Origin of the sequence: Falsihalocynthiibacter sp. CO-5D18 (assembly GCF_041205445.1) — a bacterium.
In the GTDB taxonomy this organism is placed as follows: Bacteria; Pseudomonadota; Alphaproteobacteria; order Rhodobacterales; family Rhodobacteraceae; genus Falsihalocynthiibacter; species Falsihalocynthiibacter arcticus.
The window spans coordinates 36534-55650 of sequence record NZ_JBGFCF010000006.1 but is presented as its reverse complement, the minus strand read 5'-3'; the positions used below and the strand labels follow the sequence as shown (position 1 = coordinate 55650).

The window sequence follows — 19117 nt, the reverse complement described above, 5'->3', positions numbered from 1 at the left end:
GAGCGGCTCTGGCGGTATTCCAAGTTCGAAATGGGGGGAAGTAGTGCCTCGACGCTGCGGTACTGGGTGGGGGCTGTAAATCACAGCGTCGAGGGAAGCTTTATGCAGCTACAAGTTCAATATGCTGGTCATTTCAGGCGACGTTAAGGTGCGAATAGGGCAATTTCGCGGCATTTGGCACACTCGGTAAATTGGATACGCTTATTTGGGCGCATTGAACGCTCTATTGCTAGAAAGCTGAAAACTCAAATGATTGCTTGCGCCAATTCTATTGTACACAAGGTTCTCGGCGATCTCATGGATGATGAGCCAACCCCATCCTCCCTCAGGAAGATCATCAAGCGCACAATCCAAATTCGTCTGAGTCGCTTGCGGGAGGGAATAGTGTGGCATAGGATCGCCGTGATCGATGATTTCTATCGACAGGTCTAAACCTTTCGCAGAAATAGAAATGAGGATTGGTCCAGGATCTCCATTTGCATAGGCATGTTCAACAATATTGTTCATGACCTCAGCCAAAACCAATTCGGTTACACTACAATTCTCGCCCGAAAACCCAAAAGCCATTAGCTGCTCGAGTATATTTTCGAGCGCTGATCTGACTGCCAATGCATTTCCCGGAAGGGTAATACTAATGTGCTGCATACCCAAGTCTTCTGGCATAAAGAGGAGCTCACTCAATGGACATTTATAACTTAGGAGGCGCGCGAAGTTGCAGCCTCAGCATTTGGGTGGATGATAAACACTGTGTCCATTCGCGTAAGTTTAAACACTTTTTCAACAGCTCCGGTTAGGCCGGCAATTTCAAGGATGCGTTCGCTCCCAAGTTGCTTCATGGCGGCAACAACTGCACCGAGACCACTACTGTCGAGGAAATTCACATTCGACAGGTCAAGAATGACTCGTTTAAAACCGTTTTCCGTAACTTCCCGCATTTTATCTTTGAATTGAACGGCGACCGCCGAGTCGATTCGTTGTGCATCGACGGTGGCGATGAGGGCGTCGTCTACTACTCTGGATGAAATTTCCAAAATCTTGCTCCATGTGTTGGTTGCGATTAGACTAGGCGCCAATCGTTACCATTCGGTATGCATAATCCAGCGAATGCCAAAAAAGGGAAATTCCCATGAAAGAAGTTGTAATTGTCGGGGCTGCCCGCACGCCCATGGCCGGTTTGCAGGGGGATTTTGCGGAAGTTCCCGCATCCGAGTTAGGAGGAGCCGCGATTGCGGCCGCTCTAATTGGGTCGACGCTCACGCCAAATGATGTGGACGAGCTTCTTATGGGATGCGTTTTGGGCGCGGGACAGGGCCAAGCACCCGCACGCCAAGCCGGTTTCGCCGCAGGTTTGGGCGAGGCCGTCCCCGCGACGACGCTCAACAAAATGTGCGGATCGGGTATGAAAACCACTATGGTTGGCTTCGACCAAATAGCACTGGGCCAAAGTGATGTCGTGATTGCCGGTGGCATGGAGAGCATGTCTCTCGCGCCCTATCTGCTGCCTAAAATGCGCAGTGGTGCCCGTATTGGTCATGGTCAAGTTATGGATTCTATGTTCCTGGATGGGCTTGAAGATGCCTATGATAAGGGTCGTTTGATGGGGACATTTGCCGAGGATTGCGCAGAGAAATATCAGTTTACCCGCGAAGCCCAAGACGATTTTGCGTTAACGTCCTTGTCTCGTGCCGTTGCAGCGCAGGAAAACGGCGGTTTTACCAATGAAATTGCACCGGTTACCGTGAAAACGCGCCAAGGCGAGACAATCGTATCAAAAGACGAGCAACCCGCAAAAGCACGTCCAGAAAAAATTCCAACCCTGCGCCCTGCGTTTCGAAAAGATGGAACCGTGACTGCGGCGAATGCCTCCTCGATTTCCGATGGTGCAGCAGCGCTGGTCCTGACGAACTCCGAAACAGCTGCTGCAAAAAACTTACCCGTGCGCGCGCGGATTATGGGGCATGCGAGCCACGCCCAAGCCCCTGGATGGTTTACCACCGCGCCCGTACCCGCTGCGCAAAAACTTCTGGCCCGCTTGGGGTGGAGCGTTAACGATGTGGACCTTTGGGAGGTGAACGAAGCTTTTGCCGTTGTCCCGATGGCCTTCATGACCGAAATGGGAATCCCGCACGACAAACTCAATGTGAACGGCGGTGCCTGTGCGATGGGCCATCCGATTGGCTCCTCTGGTGCGCGGATCATCGTGACCTTGCTCAATGCTTTGGAGGCGCGCGGCCTCAAGCGGGGTGTTGCTGCGATTTGCATCGGGGGTGGCGAGGGCACAGCCATCGCAATTGAGCGACCATGACGGCGGATTATGCAACCTTAGCGAAATCCATCGCCAGCTTAACCGAGGGCGAAGAGGACGAAGTCGCGCTAATGGCGACGGTTGCCTGTGAGTTTCACCATGCGGATACGCGTTTCGATTGGACGGGATTTTACCGAAATGTGGGCAATGATTTACTCAAGATTGGGCCGTACCAAGGGGGGCACGGGTGCCTGCAAATCCCGTTTTCACGTGGCGTTTGCGGTGCTGCGGCCCGTACGGCCGAAACGCAACTTGTGCCGGATGTGAATGCGTTTGAAGGGCATATCGCCTGCGCCAGCAGCACCCAGTCTGAATTGGTACTTCCTGTATTTGGCAAGGGCGGTCGACTGATAGGTGTTTTCGATATCGATAGTAATTTGCGCGATGCATTTTCACAGGCGGATTCAGTATCTATTGCAGCGATTTTGGCAGATGTTTTCAGGGATATTTGAGGAGAGTTTCAATGCGGGGAAGTTGTTTATGCGGCGGTGTTTCGTTTGAACTCGAGGGCGAAATGCGCGATCCAATCGCGTGTCATTGTAGCCAATGCCGCAAAACGTCCGGGCATTACTGGGCGGCCACGGCGGTACCATCCAACAAGCTCAAACTTCTTTCCGACTCAAGCCTTGCTTGGTATCGATCCTCTGATTATGCGCAACGCGGTTTTTGCAATAAATGCGGTAGTTCCTTGTTTTGGAAAATGGAGGGGGAAGATAAAATTTCCATTGGCGCGGGCGCATTAGAAGCTCCTACCGACTTCAAAATCAAAACCCATATTTTTACCGAGGACAAGGGCGACTATTACGAAATCGAAGAAGGTCCTGAACAACTGGCCAAGTACTAGATTTCCCGCTATCACCCCCTCATGAGTGATGCATATAACCCGCCCCAAGATCCGCTAGATGTCCTTCATCTTGACCACCACCTGATTGTGGTAAACAAACCCGCAGGCTTGCTCTCTGTTCCGGGCAAGGGCGAGCATCTCGCCGACTGTCTTATTGCGCGGGTACAGGCGGCCTTTGCGGATGCCCTTTTGATCCACCGCTTAGATCGCGATACATCGGGTGTGATGGTTTTCGCTCTGACGCGTCACGCGCAACGCCATATCGGCCTGCAGTTCGAAAAGCGGCAAACCAAGAAAACCTACGTGGCCCGCGTCTTTGGGCTTATGAAGGAAAAAACCGGAACCGTGGATTTACCGCTGATTGTGGATTGGCCAAACCGTCCCCTTCAGCACGTGAATTATGAAACGGGCAAGCAGGCCATCACGGACTGGAAAGTCGTGAAATACGAAGAAAACGCAACGCGAGTTCGCTTGTTTCCGAAAACGGGCCGCAGCCACCAATTGCGGGTGCATATGTTGGAAATCGGCCATCCAATTTTGGGTGATCCGTTTTATGCAACAGGGGAAGCCCGCGATGCGCCCCGCATGATGTTGCACGCAGAGGAGTTGCGATTGCGCCACCCCGAAGGAGGACAAGGCCAACGATTTCGGGCTGTTTGTCCCTTTTGAAAAACGACTGGGCGCCCCCATAGAACTCTTGGGTTTGCGCCCTTATATATAAACTAACAACCATTTAACAGGAGACCCACATGGCACTTCGCATTAACGATATTGTTCCAGATTTTACGGCTCAAACCAGCGACGGCGAGATTTCATTCCACGATTGGATTGGCGATTCTTACGCTATCTTGTTTAGCCACCCAAAAGATTTCACCCCCGTTTGCACGACCGAATTCGGCGCAGTTGCGCAATTGGCCGACGAATGGGCCGCGCGCAATACCAAGGTGATTGGTGTTTCCGTGGATGGTGTCGAAGACCACAAGAAGTGGAAGAACGACATTTCCAAATACGCTGGCGTACCAGCAGGATTTCCAATTATTGCTGACGAAGGTTTGGCCGTTTCCAAAGCTTTCGACATGTTGCCCGCCGAAGCTTATTTACCCGATGGCCGCACCCCTGCGGATAGCCAAACAGTGCGCTCGGTTTTCATCATTTCTCCCGACAAGAAGCTTCTGTTGTCCATGACTTACCCAATGAACGTTGGCCGCAACTTTGCGGAAGTTTTGCGCGCACTTGATGCGTTGCAAACGGCGGCGGGCCACGGCGTGGCGCTTCCAGCAAACTGGACGCCGGGCGGCGATGTTGTCATTCCCACGAGCGTAAGTGACGCGGATGCCAAAGCTAAATTCGGCGAATTCACAACACACTTCCCGTATCTTCGTACCGCGCAACTTCCAAAATAAGAACGCGCTATTTAGAAACAAAAAAGGCCCCAGAGTAATCTGGGGCCTTTTCTATTTTGCGGAAGAGAGAAGCTTAACCTTCGCTTTTTTCTTCTACGATTTCTGCGCCAGTTTCCTGATCGACAACTTTCATCGACAGGCGAACTTTGCCGCGTTCGTCAAAGCCCAAAAGCTTAACTTTTACGTCTTGGCCTTCTTTGAGAACGTCAGATGGGTGGTTCAAACGACGGTTCTCGATTTGAGAAACGTGCACCAGACCATCGCGTTTTCCGAAGAAGTTCACGAATGCGCCAAAGTCGACGATTTTCACAACTTTACCGTTATAAACAGCGCCAGTTTCAGGCTCTGCAACGATTGAGTAGATCATGTCGTAGGCTTTTTTGATGGCTTCTGCGTTTGCGGATGCGATCTTGATAATGCCATCGTCGTTGATGTCGACTTTTGCACCGGACATTTCAACGATTTCACGGATCACTTTACCACCAGAACCGATCACTTCGCGGATTTTGTCTGTTGGAACCTGCATGGTCTCGATGCGTGGAGCGTGGGCCGAGAATTCGCTGGCTTCTGTCAAAGCTTTCGCCATTTCACCAAGGATATGGATACGGCCGTCTTTGGCTTGAGCCAAGGCTTTTTCCATGATCTCTGGCGTGATGCCTGCGATTTTGATGTCCATCTGCAGGGAGGTAATCCCAGCTTCAGTACCGGCAACTTTGAAGTCCATGTCGCCAAGGTGATCTTCGTCGCCGAGGATGTCGGTGAGGATCGCGTAGGAGCCATCGTCTTCAAGGATAAGACCCATTGCAACACCAGCAACCGCTGCTTTCAACGGAACGCCAGCGTCCATCATCGACAAGGAACCGCCACAAACGGAAGCCATCGAAGAGGACCCGTTGGACTCAGTGATTTCGGATACAACGCGCAGGGTGTATGGGAAATCAGTTGGAGCCGGAAGAACCGCCTGAAGCGCACGCCAAGCCAACTTACCGTGACCAATTTCGCGACGGCCAGTGAAGCCAAAGCGACCAACTTCGCCTACGGAGTAGGGTGGGAAGTTGTAGTGCAGGATAAAGTTGGAACGGTATGTGCCAGTCAGCGCGTCGATCATTTGCTCGTCGTCGCCGGTGCCCAATGTCGTTACAACGAGGCCCTGAGTTTCGCCACGTGTAAACAGCGCGGAGCCGTGTGTGCGTGGAAGGAAGCCAGTTTCGGAAACGATTGGACGCACAGTTGTTGTGTCGCGACCATCAATACGACGGCCCGTTTTAACAACGTCACCACGAAGGATCTTGCTTTCAACTTTCTTGAGAGCGGAACCAAGGTTCTCGTCTGCAAGTTGTTCCTCAGTGAGGGCAGCTTTGATCGTATCACGTGCAGCAGCAACCGCGGTTGTACGCTCTTGCTTGTCAGTGATTGCATAAGCAGCACGCATTTGCGTTTCGCCAGCCGCCATCGCAGCATTGAACAGATCGGAGTAATCTGGTGCTTGGAAGTCGAACGGTGGTTTCGCACAGTCTTCGGCCAATTCAATGATCAAGTCGATCACAGGTTGGAAAGCGTCGTGGGCGAATTTAACCGCGCCGAGCATTTCAGCTTCTGAAAGCTCATAAGCTTCGGATTCAACCATCATCACGGCGTCTTTTGTACCGGCTACAACAAGGTCGAGGCGCTGCTCGGGGTTGTTGCGAAGCTGGTGCATGTCGTCACAGGATGGGTTCAGCGTGTATTCGCCATCCACAAAGCCAACGCGTGCAGCGGCAATCGGGCCCATGAAAGGAGCGCCAGAGATTGTCAAAGCAGCGGAGGCCGCGATCATTGCAACAACATCAGGGTCGTTAACAAGGTCGTGCGACAGAACTGTACAGATCAACAGAACTTCGTTTTTGAAGCCCGGAACGAACAATGGGCGGATCGGACGGTCAATAAGACGGCTTGTTAGTGTCTCTTTTTCCGTAGGACGCGCTTCGCGTTTGAAAAAGCCACCTGGAACTTTACCAGCGGCATAGTATTTTTCACCGTAGTGAACAGTCAAAGGGAAGAAGTCTTGACCCGGCTTTTGCGTTTTAGCAAAAGTAACGTTGGCCATAACCGAGGTCTCGCCCAAAGTAGCGATAACCGAACCGTCGGCTTGGCGGGCAACTTTACCCGTTTCGAGTGTGAGCGTTTCATCGCCCCACTCCATGGATTTCTTAGTTTCAGTAAACATTCATCGTTTCCTAATAGGGAGCATGCTGGGCGTTCCCAGTCTCCCGTTTCAATGGCGGCCGCATTGCCGCCGACTCCCTTATCATTTCTTTCACGGCGCCGGAGTCAGGGAGCCACGTCTCAGATGCACGGCGCATACAGGAAAATAGGGCGTTTGGGAACAGGAATTCTGTTTGTCGGTCAGGCAAGGGGATATTGCGCAATCATTCGCTCAAAAGTCCGTAGCCTTTAGCCAAACCTCAACGGGTTACGTCTCCTATCAAGTAACCGCTGCTTGGCGCTTCAAAAGTTCATTTTGGCATCTTATGGAACCGTTTTGCGAACGCTTTAAAGTCCTGTATCAGTGACACGAGCTAGTTTTCATTTGGAGGTATCTACATTGTCTTATTTTTTACGCCTGCTAATCGCAGGAATCATCACTTGCACCACTTTTTTGTCAACTTTTCAAACAGCTAGTGCTCAGAGCACAGAGAGTGAAACAGAAATGGAAAAACCAGTTTTTGTTATGGTCCACGGAACGTTTCAATGGGCTGGTCAATGGGAGCCTTTGAGCACAATCCTCGAGGCCGCCGGATACGAGGTGATTGAAGCGTCGCTGACGGGGCTTGGTGAAAAGGAGCACCTGCTGTCTAAGGAAACTGGTTTGATGACACATATATTGGACGTGTCCAACATAATGAGCTGGCGTGACCTGAAAAATGTAATTCTGGTTTCTCACAGCTATGGAGGTCCAGTCATAACAGCCGTGGCGGCCTATGAACCGGATCGTGTTAAACACCTTGTTTTCATCGATACAGTACCGCTGGATCACGGCGAAAACCTCATAGATGGGTTTGGACCTGATGTTTATGATGTGGCCAAAAAAGCTGTCGACGAAGCAGGAGACGGTTGGGTCATTCCTTCTGATACACTTCGGGAGGCGAAACCGACGATGCGCCCACACCCTTGGAAGTCTTACATTGAGAGAATTGATCTACCTGAAAATACACCCGATTTTTCAGGGACAATTATCGTTGGCACAGAAGGTGATGTCTTTAACCATATGCGCAAAGTCCAAGCCCCAGAACGCGCTGAAAAACGAGGATGGCCGGTGATAACTCTTGAAGGACCCCACCAGCTAATGGAGGTCAGCCCTTCGAAGGAAGAGGTTGCAGAAATATTGCTCAATATAGCAGAAAGCTAAAAACCTTATTTGGCTTGCCATAGAACGAAAAACGCCCGCGACACAATGCGCGGGCGTTTTCCTAATTCGGTGGTACGACGCTTAGCGGCGAAGGCCGAGACGTTTGATCAAGTCTTGGTAACGCTCTTCGGATTTGCCACGAAGATAGTCCAAAAGTTTGCGACGCAAAGCAACCATTTTCAAAAGTCCACGACGACCGTGGTTGTCTTTTTTGTGGGTTTTAAAGTGCTCTGTGAGTGTCGCGATGCGCGAGGAAAGGATAGCAACCTGTACTTCGGGCGAACCTGTGTCGCCTTCTTTGGTTGCGAATTCAGTCATGACGCGTGCTTTGTCTTCTGCAGTAATCGACATCGGGGTCTCCTTGATTAAAGGGTGAATGGCACAAGCCGGGATGTCGTCCAGCAAAGCCCGTGGAGTATATCCGTTGCATAGCCCAAAAGGATTCGGCAGCGAGATTTGGCGCGTATAGGAGGATTCTTGAACGAAAGAAAGGAAAAACGTTTTGGGTGCCTTGGGTAGGGGCGCTTGGTGACAGGAAGTTAAGTGCCGATCATGCTAATTTGTGAAACATCAAAGGAGGTATTTCCAAGCAATGTCGCGATTACAACCCCGTCCAATAGGACCATGCTGTTTCCATCTTCGGTTTCGACGCTCACCTCTGGAATTTCGTCTTCCTCAGAATAGTGGACAACAAGTGTGTCTTCTTCCGAGTTGAAATCTGTGATTGTTGCTGCGGAGCCTTCAGCAAACCATTCTCCAAGGGCAAAGGTATCTTCGCCTGCGCCTCCCGTACCATAGTCACTGTTGCCCAAGACCAAAAGATCGTCGCCTTCACCCCCATTTAGGAAATCGCGTTCATCGGTGTCCTCACCGGTTTCCTCGCCCATCACAACGCCAACAATATGGTCGTCGCCATCGTTGCCCATGAGTGCGTCTTGCCCAAGCCCGCCAAACACGTAATCATTCCCAAATCCGCCCTCAAGTGAGTCGGTACCGTCGCCGCCATTTAGGCTATCGTCGCCTTCGCCGCCGATAAGCGTGTCATCGCCTTCACCGCCAGAAATAATGTCGTTGTCGCCATATCCGAAAAGTTCGTCGCTTCCGGTGCCGCCATAGAGTACATCGTCGCCACCTTCACCATGAACAACATCATGGCCGATTCCGCCATAAATCAGGTCATCCCCGTCAGCGCCATAAAGTCCGTCGTCGCCATCGTTTCCATGAATTTCGTCGTCGCCCTCACCGCCATTCAGGAGATCGCCTCCGGATCCACCGTCAAGAAGGTTGTCACTAGTATCGCCGGAAAGTGTCACAGGTAGCGAGTCGTCTTCGTCCGATTCGTCATCGTCGGTAACGTCGATATCACTCGACATTATCCCCTCTGCCATGAATCCCATGAACAGCGCGCCAAATAGGCCGATAAGACCAAACATAATACAACCCTCAAACACCGGTCCAAATTGAACCAAAAACCCCAAACAGAGGTTATCCCACGGGATGCTAAATTTGTGTTAAGCGGCTTTGAGGAAATCGCAACCACTAGCGGGTTTATACACTCTAAATGCTTCTTATACGGATTACGCCTGCAATTCCCAGAGGGTTGGTTGCACCGTGTAAGCTATATAGAGAGGGTGTTTTGGGTGTCCAGCCTTGGACAAGCCAAGATGGAAAAGCGTGTGATTCTTGAGCATCTCCGCAACGACTGGCCCACGATTTAAGTGAGCACCGTGGGTGCCCCACGCACAGACAATCGTGTCTGCCCACGCGCATCCGTCAAGAATTGTGCGGTCGTTCTCGGGGCCAACAGGATCGGTTGCCGCCCGCATTTTGCGCGGATCCGTATCGCGCCACGCAAAAATGTTGGCCACGCGAAACCCGCCATACCCCAGCGCCCGTGCGCGCCGTTCGCAGCGTTCAACCGTTGGATCGTTTTGCACTTCAGTGGCGGTCGAAGGATTGAGCATGATAAAGAAAACACGCGCGGCGGCCTCGTCCCACACGCGCGTTAGGGAATAGCGATAGGCCTCGCAATCGGAATACACAGCCACGGACGACGCATCGCCTTTTTGATGTATCCGTGTGAGTGTCATTGCGGCAGGTTAAAGACGCGACTTGGGTGTAGTTCGCCCGCTTTGTAGCGCCCAACGGCAACCGCTTTGCCCTCAAAAGACGCCCAGCATTCGTCGCCATATTCCACGGTCGCAGCCAGAACCATTCCGGGATTACCATTGCGCAAACGCGCCGCCCCTTCCGGGGTGCATTTCACTTCTGGCAGATCGGTCAAACCCGTCTCTAACGGCAGGATATAAGTGTCTAACTTGCCGGATTTAGCCAATTCATCGATTGTGGCGACGGAAATGCCATCCTCTGCATCAAACGGACCCGACCAGATGCGGCGCAGGTCGCGGACGTGGCCATAGCATCCGAGGGCCTCGCCCAAATCCCGTGCAATGGCGCGGACGTATCCGCCTTTGCCACAGGTCATTTCAAGCGTCACATGGTCGGCATCGGGGCGGTCAACGAGAACAAGTTCCTCTACCCACAAGGGACGCGCTGCGATCTCGAATTCCGCATCATCACGCGCCAATTTATAGGCCCGCTCGCCGTCAATTTTCACAGCGGAAAACTTTGGTGGAACCTGCATTGTTTCGCCAACAAAGGGCAACAGCGCCTCTTTGATTGCGGCGTCATCGGGCCGGATATCGCTTTCTTTGATGATCTCGCCTTCGGCGTCATCGGTGTTGGTGGCTTGTCCCAACCGAACAGTAAAAGCATAGGCCTTGAGGGCATCCGTAATGTAGGGGACGGTCTTGGTGGCTTCGCCGAGCGCGATCGCCAAAACGCCTGTGGCTTCGGGATCAAGCGTTCCTGCGTGGCCTGCCTTTTGGGCATCCATCGCCCAGCGCAATTTGTTCACGACGGCACTCGAACTAATGCCTGCGGGTTTATCCACAACAACCCAACCCGAAATATCACGACCCTTGCGCTTGCGCCCCATGAGACTGTCCTATCTTTGTTTCAAGTCGCGCGACCTACCGTTGTCTGGAGGCAGCGTCAATGTGTGATTGGGTTAACGGTCAACGACCAGCCCGACCATTGGCCCCATCGGGAACCCTAAATCGTTGCGGGAATTGGCGGGACTATAGAGGCGCGAGATTTTTCCGTCGAAGAACAATGCGTTTGGCAATCCGAGATCGTCGCGGAAAAAGCGGGCGAAATCGTGGAAATTGACGCGCTGATCCGAAATCACGAACACGGCACGCTTCCCGTCCGCACTGGTGCCGACACCGTTGCGGTAATGTTTGGAAGAACCGTTGGGGATTAGGCGCGGATGCAATTCATTGTCGATAACAAGCATTGGCCCAGACTGGGTCGCAAATTGGCAGGAAGGTTGCTTGGCCTCATAGTCATCGCTCGTGTAAACTTGCAGCTCGGACTCACTGATGCAAAACACGCCGTTAGGGGAGAGGCCAAAATTGCCGTATCCGCCACCATGTTCAAGCGATGTGAATTGTTGCTCGTTTTCAATATAGAGCCCGACGGGGTTGCGATCCGGATGAAACATGCCCGCATTCATGGCAAAAGCGAGCTTTTTCCCCTCGGGTAGCTGGCCGTTGGCGGCACCGAACGTTCCAAGAATATCGCCTTGGTCATCTTTGAGGAATAATCGTAGGTCCTGCCCGAGAGCGACTTCACACGCCGTATACTTGATGTCTTCAAAGCTCGTTTTCTCACAGGCGGCAAATGCTGGTGTGACAAGGCCAAAGAGCCAAAAGACTATGGCGACTCTAAGCGTCTTCATCGCCTGCATCATCGGGAACGGCCAGATCGCGCTGCACGTTGTCTTGATTCAGAAGGCGACGTGTTTCGTCCATCCGATCAAACGTGGTGTCGATTTCATAGCGAATTTCGGGCGAGTGTTTGAGGGCCATCTTTTTGGTCACAACCATCCGCAATTCGTGGCGGTTTTGGCGGAGGGACGAAAGCGCCTCTTCTTGGCCTTGCCCACCAAGGGGAAGCACATAGGCCGTTGCGAGACGCAAATCAGGCGTGACGCGAACCTCGCTCACGGTAATGGACATGCGATTGAGGTCTGGATCGTGGATATCACCACGCATCAAGACTTCAGAAAGGGTACGACGGATCAGCTCGCCTACGCGGAGCTGACGTTGTGAGGGGGCCCGACCGGCGCGATTTTGGTTCTTTGCCATGGAGAGCACTTAAGCATGATTGACCCCAAGGGCAACAGGGCTTTGCTTTGGACGGCGCATGGCGTTAAACGGGGGAAAGATCAGATAATGAGGGTGCATCATGAGCCAGAAAACGAAAATCGCCATCACGGGTGCCTCTGGGCGCATGGGGCAGATGTTGATTAAGTGCGTATTAGAGACTGATTCCGCCGAACTTTCGGGTGTTATTGAACGCTCGGGCCACGATTGGGTCGGGCAGGATGTTGGCACAGCTATGGGCGGAAAGGCGCTTGGTTTGCTTGTGTCGGAAGATGCCGCGCTAGTTATTGCCGCTGCCGACGTTGTGATTGATTTTACCGCGCCTTTGGCAACGCTTGCCTTTGCTAAGGTTGCGGCGGACAGTGGCACCGCTCATGTTATTGGCACAACGGGTCTGTCGGATCGGGATATTGCGGACCTCAATGCTTTGACCGAACGCACGGCGATTGTACGTGCGGGCAACATGAGTCTTGGGGTCAATCTTTTAGTGCAACTGACCAAGAAAGTCGCGGCGGCGCTGGGCGAAGATTTTGATATTGAGGTTGTTGAGGCGCATCATCATCACAAAGTCGATGCCCCATCCGGAACGGCTCTAATGCTGGGCGAAGCGGCGGCCGAAGGGCGTGGCGTTAACCTTGCGGATGTGTCTGATCGGGGTCGCGATGGCATCACGGGCGCGCGCAAGCGGGGCGATATTGGTTTTGCGGTTGTGCGCGGTGGCGACATTGTTGGCGAGCATGATGTGATGTTTGCAGCCCCCGGCGAGCGCGTTGTGCTGCGCCATATCGCGACCGACCGCAAAGTCTTTAGTCGTGGCGCGATTACGGCGGCGCTTTGGGCGGCCAAACAGAAACCTGGCGCGTATGATATGATGGATGTGCTTGGCCTCTAGGTTCTAGAAGTCGACTGCAATCCCATTGCGTTCCCAATCCCCGAATCGCACAGGTTCGGGGCCTTCGCGGCCACCCAACTCCTTGGCGAGGTCGAGTTTCTGCTTTTTGCGGCGCTCTTCGGCCTCAACTAAGGCCCGTTTTGCGGCTTCGGGCAGATCAGCTTGCTCACTCATGTCAGTAGTCCTTGTTTTGGGCTTGGGCATGATATAACTCAGCCCGCATGTCACAGCAAACCCCCAATTCCGCTTCCCTGCAGGGCCTACCTGCCCGTCGCGCCGCCGTCCAACTCTTAAACGCCGTTACGGTGGAGCAACGACTCATGTCTGAGTTGATGGGGCCGAAGGGTCCCTTGGCCAAGCTTGAGGCGGCCGATCGCGCTCGCGCCCAGCGCCTTGCGACCAATACGTTGCGGTTCATGGATCGCGCAGATCGCCTTTTGGGGCCATTCCTGCGCAGCCGTCCCGCCTCTGAGGTGCACAACATTCTGCGCCTCGCTGTGGTCGAGATTTTTGTTGAAGGTGCGCCCTCCCACGGGGTCGGGAACGCCTTGGTGACGATTGCCCGTGAAGAGCGCGAAACAACCCACGGCGCAGGTATGGTCAACGCGATTGTGCGGCGCTTGGGTGACATGCCGATGTCCGATTGGGAAAAGCTTCCCGTCCCGCGTTTGCCTAAATGGCTTCGTAAACCCTTGATTGGGGACTACGGCAAGGCCACCGTTGAGGCGATGGAGCTTGCGCATTCCAAGGGCGCGCCGCTTGATTTGTCCTTCAAGGAAGGCGCAATTTTGCCCGAAGGCACCATGTTAGAGACTGGTAGCTTGCGCATTACTGACGCTGGCCAGGTGACCTCACTTGCTGGTTTTACCGAAGGTGGTTGGTGGGTTCAGGATGCGTCGGCGGCTTTGCCCGTGGCCATTCTTGCTCCCAGAGCTGGCGAACGCGTGCTGGATCTCTGTGCGGCCCCCGGTGGGAAGACGATGCAACTCGCGGCGGCTGGAGCTGTAGTGACGGCGTTGGATATTTCCGAAGTACGGATGGCGCGTGTATCTGAAAACCTGACCCGTACTGGATTGAACGCCGAGATTGTCGTTGCGGATGCGCTGGAATTCAAGTCTGAGCTGTATGACGCGATCCTTTTGGATGCGCCCTGTACGGCGACGGGCACCATTCGTCGTCACCCCGATCTTCCCTACGCAAAAGACGGCGGTGAATTCCCCGAACTCTTTAAGCTTCAAGAGAATATGATCGATCACGCGCTGAGTCTGCTTAAGCCAGATGGCCGGTTGATTTATTGTACCTGTAGTATCCTGCTTGATGAGGGTGAAATTCAAATTGAAGACGCTTTAAAGCGGCATCCAAATTTGTCGATTGATCGTGCAGCGCTCGAAGTGCAAGGCGTTGATCCCGAATGGATTTCCAAAGAAGGTGGCCTTAGGATTCGCCCCGATTTCTGGGCCGATCGTGGGGGTATGGATGGCTTCTATGTCGCGGTTCTGCGCCTGAACGGTAAATCTTCCTAAAATCATCGGTGACACCAAAGCCCGCACGCCGTATGCTGTGACAACAATAATAGAAACGTCATTACAGGCGAGGCAGGCAGGGTGGCAAACACCGAAGGGATTTCGGCGCGGAGAACGCGCATCGCGAACCGGATTCAGGCGCGCGTAAGTGTGTTGTCACGACCGGCGACAGGCTTTGTGTCGCAACCTGAGCCTCGGACGATCGGCTCTTTTGCGCGGGGACGTCAGCTTATTGCCGGCAATTTCCTTTTCGCGGGTTTCCTTGTTGAAGCGCCGAAAACGCAGATTTGGGATTTGCCCATGCCGGATAAAAGCTTTGAGCAAGACTTGCACGGCTTTACGTGGCTTGATGATCTCGCGGCGGTTGGCGATCTTGAGGCGCGTAAAAGGGCACAAGAATGGACCACCGATTGGATAAATCGATACGGTCGCGGCAAAGGCTCGGGATGGACGCCCGATATGACGGGTCGTCGGGTTATTCGTTGGATCAATCACGCGCTGTTTTATCTAAATGGGCAAAATAGTGCCGCATCCGAAGCGTATTTCAGTGCCCTCGCGCAGCAAACAGCCTTTCTCTCACGTCGCTGGCAAGCCGCAGAGGCCGGGTTGCCACGGTTTGAGGCTCTTACAGGTTTGATTTATGCGGGTTTGGCCCTGACGGGAATGGAACGGCACGTGAAGCCAGCGATGGATGCCTTGGCCAAGGAATGCGTGGATCAAATCGATTTGCAAGGCGGTATCCCAACCCGCAATCCCGAAGAACTTCTAGAGGTGTTTACGCTTCTGACTTGGGCGGCATCGGCGCTTTCGGATGCAGGGCGAATGGCGGCGCGCGAGCACCTGAAAGCCATCGAGCGTATTGCCCCAACCCTACGGGCATTGCGGCACTCGGATGGAGGTTTGGCACGGTTTCACGGCGGCGGTCGCGGTCTTGAAGGGCGGCTAGACAATGCGCTCGCGGCATCTGGAGTCCGAGCGAAATCCCTCACAACTCTGTCGATGGGATTCGCGCGATTACACGCGGGCCGCACCAGTGTGATTGTCGATACAAGTGAGCCGCCGATGAGCAAGGCGTCTTCGGATGGGCATGCCTCAACGCTTGCGTTTGAACTCACCTCCGGACGACGTCCGTTGATTGTGAATTGCGGTAGCGGAGTCAGTTTTGGCGAAAGTTGGCGGCGCGCTGGGCGGGCCACGCCTTCGCACTCAACCTTGAGTTTGGACGGGTTTTCCTCGGCGCGCCTTGGCAAACAAACGCTGGTCGCAGGGCGTAATCAACAGAGCTTAGTGGATGGGCCAAAGGACGTGAAATGCCAGCAATCTACGGGGCAATCGGGCATGAAGCTTGGCGCGAGCCATGATGGATATTTGGCCACGCATGGTATTCTGCATCAGCGCCGTTTGGACCTTGGGTTCGACGGTCGCGGCCTCGCGGGGCAAGATTCCCTGCTGGCTGAATCGCATGTCAATAAACGCTTGTTTGATGCAAAAATGGATGAGGTGAAATTGCAGGGGATACGGTTTTCCTGTCGGTTCCATTTACACCCAGACGTCGAGGCCGCGCTTGATATGGGCGGAACAGCGGTGTCGCTTGCGCTCAAGAGTGGCGAGATTTGGGTGTTTCGACACAACAGTTCTGCCCAATTATCGCTCGAACCAAGCGTTTACCTCGAAAAAACGCGATTAAAACCGCGTGCGGCAAAACAAATCGTTCTATCTGGGCGCGCAATGGACTATGCGACGCGTGTCACATGGTATCTCGCCAAGGCACAGGACACGCCAAATAGTCTGCGTGACCTTGCTACGGATGAGATACTCAAGCTGTAATTTGCCACTCTGGGGATGCAAAACATGACCGATCAAACACCCGTGCGCCGCGCGCTTCTTTCTGTTTCCGATAAAACTGGCCTTGTTGATTTGGGCCGTGCGTTGGCCGAACGCGGGGTCGAACTTTTGTCGACGGGCGGGTCCGCCGCTGCGTTGCGCACTGTGGGACTGACCGTCAAGGACGTTGCCGAAATTACTGAATTTCCTGAGATGATGGATGGTCGGGTTAAAACCCTGCACCCACGCGTACACGGTGGTCTTTTGGCTCTGCGCGACAATCCAGACCACGTGGCCGCAATGGAAGAGCACGGTATCGGCCCCATCGACCTTTTGGTTGTGAACCTCTATCCGTTTGAAGAAACTGTTGCCAAGGGGGCGGATTACGACACATGTATCGAGAATATCGATATCGGCGGACCTGCGATGATCCGCGCCGCCGCAAAAAACCATGGTTTTGTCACGACGATTGTCGACGTTCAAGATTACGATGCGTTGATTGCCGATATGGATGCCAACGACGGAGCGACAAGTGATGCGTTCCGCAAAGCCTGTGCCCAAACAGCCTATGCGCGCACGGGGGCTTATGATGCTGCTGTGTCGACTTGGATGGCCGCAGCGATTGGCGAGGAAACACCGCGTCGTCGGGCCTTTGCTGGCACTTTGGCACAGGGGTTGCGCTATGGCGAAAATCCGCACCAACACGCGGCATTTTACACCAATGGCGTCGAGCGCGCAGGCGTTGCCACAGCAACCCAGCATCAGGGCAAAGAGCTGTCCTACAATAATATCAATGACACGGATGCGGCCTTTGAACTGGTTGCAGAATTTGACCCCGCACAAGGTCCTGCCGTGGCGATCATAAAACACGCAAACCCTTGTGGCGTTGCCCGTGGGACGAGCTTGGTTGAAGCGTATAAAGGGGCCCTTGCTTGTGACAGCACCTCGGCGTTCGGTGGTATTATCGCGTTAAACCAACCGCTTGATGGCGCAACGGCCACCGAGATCGCCAAAATCTTCACCGAGGTTGTGATTGCGCCTGAGGCCGACGACGAAGCGAAAGCAATTTTTGCCGCTAAGAAAAACCTGCGTTTGCTCACAACGGGCGGCTTGCCGGACGTGCGCGTTGGTGGCCTGACGTATCGGCCCGTTGCTGGCGGCATGTTGGTTCAGGACAAAGACGTTGGGTTTGTGGACTTCGCCGACCTTAAAGTCGTGACAAAACGCGCGCCGACTGAGGCCGAAATGGCAGACCTGCTGTTTGCATGGAAAGTTGCAAAACACGTGAAATCAAACGCCATCGTTTATTGCAAAGATGGCGCAACCGTCGGTGTGGGCGCAGGCCAAATGAGTCGCGTAGATAGCTGCCGTATCGCGGCCCGCAAAGCCGAAGATATGGCCGAAGCGCTGGGCCTTGCTCAACCCCTTACAATTGGGTCGGTTGTGGCGTCGGATGCGTTTTTCCCCTTCTCTGACGGGCTTTTGACCGCGGCCGCCGCCGGAGCAACTGCCGTTATTCAACCTGGCGGGTCGATGCGCGACGATGAAGTGATTGCCGCCGCCGACGAAGCAGGTCTGGCGATGGTCTTCACTGGTATGCGTCACTTCCGCCACTAAATCGAGGGTCCAGCACATGCGTATTTTGTTTCTATTTACCTTCTTCACGCTCCTTTTGGATCAAGTGAGTAAATGGGGCGTTGTGCAGGTGCTGGACCTTAAATCGGTCCATGAAATCGATGTTCTCCCGCCGTTCGTTAATTTTCGCATGGCGTGGAATGACGGGGTAAATTTCGGCCTAGGCGGGGGTGGGTATATTGCTAAGTATATCTTGATTGCCTTGGCGCTAGGTATTTCCGCGTGGGTTTTCGTTTGGGTCTGGCGCGAACGGCCAAATCGCATTGGCATGGCCTCGGCTGGTTTGTTGATTGGCGGGGCTTTGGGCAACGTAATTGACCGCGTTCTCTATGGCGCCGTGGCGGATTTCTTGAACATGAGTTGCTGTGGGTTTGAAAATCCCTATTCCTTTAATGTCGCAGATATTGCAATCTTTGCTGGCGCTATTGGGCTTATCCTTTTTACGGGCGGGAAAAAGGGCGGGTGACGCGGGGATTCCTTTGCGCTAAAGATAGCCACAGATTTAAGGAGAAGAGCATGTTCACGCGGGCTGGTATAGCTTTGGCAAGTCTTATTGCCCTGCTTGGTGTCGCGAGTTGTGGCAGCAGTGATAATCCGAAATTGCTTAACCTTGCGGCCTCGAATGATGGACCGGATGAGTTTTCTGTTCTCCCGACGAAACCGCTTCAAACCCCTCCAAACTATAGGGATCTTCCCGTTCCGACACCTGGGGGGAGCAACATTACTGACTTGACGCCATCAAGTGATGCAATTGTCGCCTTGGGCGGGAAGCCAAACGGTGGCTCGGCGGGATCAGCGGCCTTAATGAACTACGCGCTTCGATATGGCGTTGAAGCAAATATTCGCCAAACGCTTGCCAAAGAAGATTTGAGCTGGCGGAAAGCAAACGACGGGCGCCTTTTGGAGCGCTTGTTCAACATAAACGTCTATTTCAAAGCCTATAACACAATGTCATTGGATCAGTACCAAGAGCTTGAAAGATGGCGGGCCGCAGGGCGCAAGACGCCAGCGGCTCCTCCCAACCCAAACATTGAATAGATGACGACTTCTCACGTCTTCGTATGGAGGCTTGAT

22 protein-coding genes are annotated in these 19117 nt (G+C 53.6%); 12 read left to right on the top strand and 10 right to left on the bottom strand.

Annotated elements, in window-relative coordinates; genetic code table 11:
* Positions 1 to 201 precede the first annotated feature (201 nt).
* Both AB9F27_RS09765 and AB9F27_RS09760 read right to left on the bottom strand, forming a co-directional pair.
* The gene (locus tag AB9F27_RS09765; RefSeq protein WP_335584010.1) at positions 202 to 645 is read right to left on the bottom strand and encodes an ATP-binding protein; all 444 of its coding nucleotides are present in this window, start codon (positions 643 to 645) and stop codon (positions 202 to 204) included.
* Positions 646 to 695: 50 nt separating this feature from the next.
* The gene (locus AB9F27_RS09760; RefSeq protein WP_335584011.1) at positions 696 to 1031 is read right to left on the bottom strand and encodes an STAS domain-containing protein; all 336 of its coding nucleotides are present in this window, start codon (positions 1029 to 1031) and stop codon (positions 696 to 698) included.
* Positions 1032 to 1126: 95 nt separating this feature from the next.
* Here AB9F27_RS09760 and AB9F27_RS09755 point away from each other — a divergent pair, with 95 nt between their 5' ends.
* The 5 genes from AB9F27_RS09755 to AB9F27_RS09735 all read left to right on the top strand — a co-directional run bounded on the left by AB9F27_RS09755 (position 1127) and on the right by AB9F27_RS09735 (position 4552).
* Positions 1127 to 2305 carry an acetyl-CoA C-acyltransferase gene (locus AB9F27_RS09755; RefSeq protein WP_335584012.1) on the top strand — a complete coding sequence of 393 codons (1179 nt, stop codon included), beginning with the start codon at positions 1127 to 1129 and terminating at the stop codon, positions 2303 to 2305.
* Positions 2302 to 2757, top strand: a complete 456-nt coding sequence (locus AB9F27_RS09750; RefSeq protein ID WP_335584013.1) for a GAF domain-containing protein — start codon at positions 2302 to 2304, stop codon at positions 2755 to 2757. Before AB9F27_RS09755 ends, AB9F27_RS09750 begins: the two co-directional genes overlap by 4 nt.
* Positions 2758 to 2768: 11 nt before the next feature.
* On the top strand, positions 2769 to 3149 hold the full coding sequence (locus AB9F27_RS09745; protein WP_335584014.1) for a GFA family protein: 381 nt from the start codon (positions 2769 to 2771) through the stop codon (positions 3147 to 3149).
* A gap of 21 nt (positions 3150 to 3170) precedes the next feature.
* Positions 3171 to 3818, top strand: a complete 648-nt coding sequence (locus AB9F27_RS09740) for an RluA family pseudouridine synthase (RefSeq protein ID WP_335584015.1) — start codon at positions 3171 to 3173, stop codon at positions 3816 to 3818.
* Positions 3819 to 3898: 80 nt separating this feature from the next.
* Positions 3899 to 4552, top strand: coding sequence for a peroxiredoxin (locus tag AB9F27_RS09735; RefSeq protein ID WP_335584016.1), 654 nt, complete (start codon positions 3899 to 3901; stop codon positions 4550 to 4552).
* 73 nt (positions 4553 to 4625) lie between these two features.
* Here AB9F27_RS09735 and pnp read toward each other — a convergent pair whose 3' ends face one another.
* Positions 4626 to 6758: a polyribonucleotide nucleotidyltransferase gene (gene pnp, locus AB9F27_RS09730; RefSeq protein ID WP_335584017.1), complete on the bottom strand. Its 2133-nt coding sequence runs from the start codon at positions 6756 to 6758 to the stop codon at positions 4626 to 4628.
* Between the two features lie 378 nt (positions 6759 to 7136).
* Between pnp and AB9F27_RS09725 the strand changes: the two genes are divergently transcribed.
* The gene (locus AB9F27_RS09725; protein ID WP_335584018.1) at positions 7137 to 7940 is read left to right on the top strand and encodes an alpha/beta fold hydrolase; all 804 of its coding nucleotides are present in this window, start codon (positions 7137 to 7139) and stop codon (positions 7938 to 7940) included.
* A gap of 81 nt (positions 7941 to 8021) precedes the next feature.
* Here the strand turns inward: AB9F27_RS09725 and rpsO are convergent, their stop codons facing one another.
* The 6 genes from rpsO to rbfA all read right to left on the bottom strand — a co-directional run bounded on the left by rpsO (position 8022) and on the right by rbfA (position 12151).
* Positions 8022 to 8291 carry a 30S ribosomal protein S15 gene (rpsO, locus tag AB9F27_RS09720; protein ID WP_335584019.1) on the bottom strand — a complete coding sequence of 90 codons (270 nt, stop codon included), beginning with the start codon at positions 8289 to 8291 and terminating at the stop codon, positions 8022 to 8024.
* A gap of 188 nt (positions 8292 to 8479) precedes the next feature.
* Positions 8480 to 9373 carry a calcium-binding protein gene (locus AB9F27_RS09715; protein WP_335584020.1) on the bottom strand — a complete coding sequence of 298 codons (894 nt, stop codon included), beginning with the start codon at positions 9371 to 9373 and terminating at the stop codon, positions 8480 to 8482.
* 144 nt (positions 9374 to 9517) lie between these two features.
* Positions 9518 to 10030 carry a DUF1643 domain-containing protein gene (locus AB9F27_RS09710; protein WP_335584021.1) on the bottom strand — a complete coding sequence of 171 codons (513 nt, stop codon included), beginning with the start codon at positions 10028 to 10030 and terminating at the stop codon, positions 9518 to 9520.
* Complete coding sequence (gene truB / locus AB9F27_RS09705) at positions 10027 to 10938, bottom strand: tRNA pseudouridine(55) synthase TruB (RefSeq protein ID WP_335584022.1); 912 nt, start codon at positions 10936 to 10938, stop codon at positions 10027 to 10029. Before truB ends, AB9F27_RS09710 begins: the two co-directional genes overlap by 4 nt.
* A 72-nt stretch (positions 10939 to 11010) precedes the next feature.
* Complete coding sequence (locus tag AB9F27_RS09700) at positions 11011 to 11742, bottom strand: phosphodiester glycosidase family protein (RefSeq protein WP_335584023.1); 732 nt, start codon at positions 11740 to 11742, stop codon at positions 11011 to 11013.
* Positions 11729 to 12151 (bottom strand): 30S ribosome-binding factor RbfA, encoded by a 423-nt coding sequence (rbfA, locus tag AB9F27_RS09695; RefSeq protein WP_335584024.1) that lies wholly within the window; start codon positions 12149 to 12151, stop codon positions 11729 to 11731. The genes AB9F27_RS09700 and rbfA overlap by 14 nt, the downstream gene beginning before the upstream one ends.
* A 100-nt stretch (positions 12152 to 12251) precedes the next feature.
* On the opposite strand from rbfA, the gene dapB reads away from it, so the two are divergent.
* A complete protein-coding gene (gene dapB, locus AB9F27_RS09690; RefSeq protein ID WP_335584025.1) occupies positions 12252 to 13061 on the top strand; it encodes a 4-hydroxy-tetrahydrodipicolinate reductase in 810 nt (269 codons plus the stop codon).
* Positions 13062 to 13064: 3 nt separating this feature from the next.
* Here the strand turns inward: dapB and AB9F27_RS09685 are convergent, their stop codons facing one another.
* Entirely contained in the window at positions 13065 to 13235 is a 171-nt protein-coding gene (locus AB9F27_RS09685; RefSeq protein WP_335584026.1) for a DUF1674 domain-containing protein, read from the bottom strand.
* A 47-nt stretch (positions 13236 to 13282) separates the two neighbouring features.
* Here AB9F27_RS09685 and AB9F27_RS09680 point away from each other — a divergent pair, with 47 nt between their 5' ends.
* The 5 genes from AB9F27_RS09680 (at position 13283) to AB9F27_RS09660 (ending at position 19081) form a co-directional block, all read left to right on the top strand.
* Entirely contained in the window at positions 13283 to 14584 is a 1302-nt protein-coding gene (locus tag AB9F27_RS09680; RefSeq protein WP_369757682.1) for an RsmB/NOP family class I SAM-dependent RNA methyltransferase, read from the top strand.
* Positions 14585 to 14665: 81 nt separating this feature from the next.
* Positions 14666 to 16411: a heparinase II/III family protein gene (locus tag AB9F27_RS09675; protein WP_335584028.1), complete on the top strand. Its 1746-nt coding sequence runs from the start codon at positions 14666 to 14668 to the stop codon at positions 16409 to 16411.
* A 24-nt stretch (positions 16412 to 16435) separates the two neighbouring features.
* Positions 16436 to 18025, top strand: a complete 1590-nt coding sequence (gene purH / locus AB9F27_RS09670; protein WP_335584029.1) for a bifunctional phosphoribosylaminoimidazolecarboxamide formyltransferase/IMP cyclohydrolase — start codon at positions 16436 to 16438, stop codon at positions 18023 to 18025.
* A gap of 16 nt (positions 18026 to 18041) precedes the next feature.
* Positions 18042 to 18509 (top strand): signal peptidase II, encoded by a 468-nt coding sequence (gene lspA / locus AB9F27_RS09665; RefSeq protein ID WP_335584030.1) that lies wholly within the window; start codon positions 18042 to 18044, stop codon positions 18507 to 18509.
* A gap of 50 nt (positions 18510 to 18559) precedes the next feature.
* On the top strand, positions 18560 to 19081 hold the full coding sequence (locus AB9F27_RS09660; RefSeq protein ID WP_335584031.1) for a DUF3035 domain-containing protein: 522 nt from the start codon (positions 18560 to 18562) through the stop codon (positions 19079 to 19081).
* Positions 19082 to 19117: the final 36 nt, after the last annotated feature.

Coding starts and splice junctions, on each gene's coding strand:
- rpsO (WP_335584019.1), bottom strand. CDS start 8,291: ATGTCGATTACTGCAGAAGACAAAGCACGCGTCATGACTGAATTCGCA.
- purH (WP_335584029.1), top strand. CDS start 16,436: ATGACCGATCAAACACCCGTGCGCCGCGCGCTTCTTTCTGTTTCCGAT.
- AB9F27_RS09765 (WP_335584010.1), bottom strand. CDS start 645: ATGCAGCACATTAGTATTACCCTTCCGGGAAATGCATTGGCAGTCAGA.
- AB9F27_RS09715 (WP_335584020.1), bottom strand. CDS start 9,373: ATGTTTGGTCTTATCGGCCTATTTGGCGCGCTGTTCATGGGATTCATG.
- AB9F27_RS09685 (WP_335584026.1), bottom strand. CDS start 13,235: ATGAGTGAGCAAGCTGATCTGCCCGAAGCCGCAAAACGGGCCTTAGTT.
- AB9F27_RS09740 (WP_335584015.1), top strand. CDS start 3,171: ATGAGTGATGCATATAACCCGCCCCAAGATCCGCTAGATGTCCTTCAT.
- AB9F27_RS09735 (WP_335584016.1), top strand. CDS start 3,899: ATGGCACTTCGCATTAACGATATTGTTCCAGATTTTACGGCTCAAACC.
- dapB (WP_335584025.1), top strand. CDS start 12,252: ATGAGCCAGAAAACGAAAATCGCCATCACGGGTGCCTCTGGGCGCATG.
- AB9F27_RS09700 (WP_335584023.1), bottom strand. CDS start 11,742: ATGAAGACGCTTAGAGTCGCCATAGTCTTTTGGCTCTTTGGCCTTGTC.
- AB9F27_RS09750 (WP_335584013.1), top strand. CDS start 2,302: ATGACGGCGGATTATGCAACCTTAGCGAAATCCATCGCCAGCTTAACC.
- AB9F27_RS09680 (WP_369757682.1), top strand. CDS start 13,283: ATGTCACAGCAAACCCCCAATTCCGCTTCCCTGCAGGGCCTACCTGCC.
- AB9F27_RS09745 (WP_335584014.1), top strand. CDS start 2,769: ATGCGGGGAAGTTGTTTATGCGGCGGTGTTTCGTTTGAACTCGAGGGC.
- AB9F27_RS09755 (WP_335584012.1), top strand. CDS start 1,127: ATGAAAGAAGTTGTAATTGTCGGGGCTGCCCGCACGCCCATGGCCGGT.
- truB (WP_335584022.1), bottom strand. CDS start 10,938: ATGGGGCGCAAGCGCAAGGGTCGTGATATTTCGGGTTGGGTTGTTGTG.
- lspA (WP_335584030.1), top strand. CDS start 18,042: ATGCGTATTTTGTTTCTATTTACCTTCTTCACGCTCCTTTTGGATCAA.
- AB9F27_RS09710 (WP_335584021.1), bottom strand. CDS start 10,030: ATGACACTCACACGGATACATCAAAAAGGCGATGCGTCGTCCGTGGCT.
- pnp (WP_335584017.1), bottom strand. CDS start 6,758: ATGTTTACTGAAACTAAGAAATCCATGGAGTGGGGCGATGAAACGCTC.
- AB9F27_RS09660 (WP_335584031.1), top strand. CDS start 18,560: ATGTTCACGCGGGCTGGTATAGCTTTGGCAAGTCTTATTGCCCTGCTT.
- rbfA (WP_335584024.1), bottom strand. CDS start 12,151: ATGGCAAAGAACCAAAATCGCGCCGGTCGGGCCCCCTCACAACGTCAG.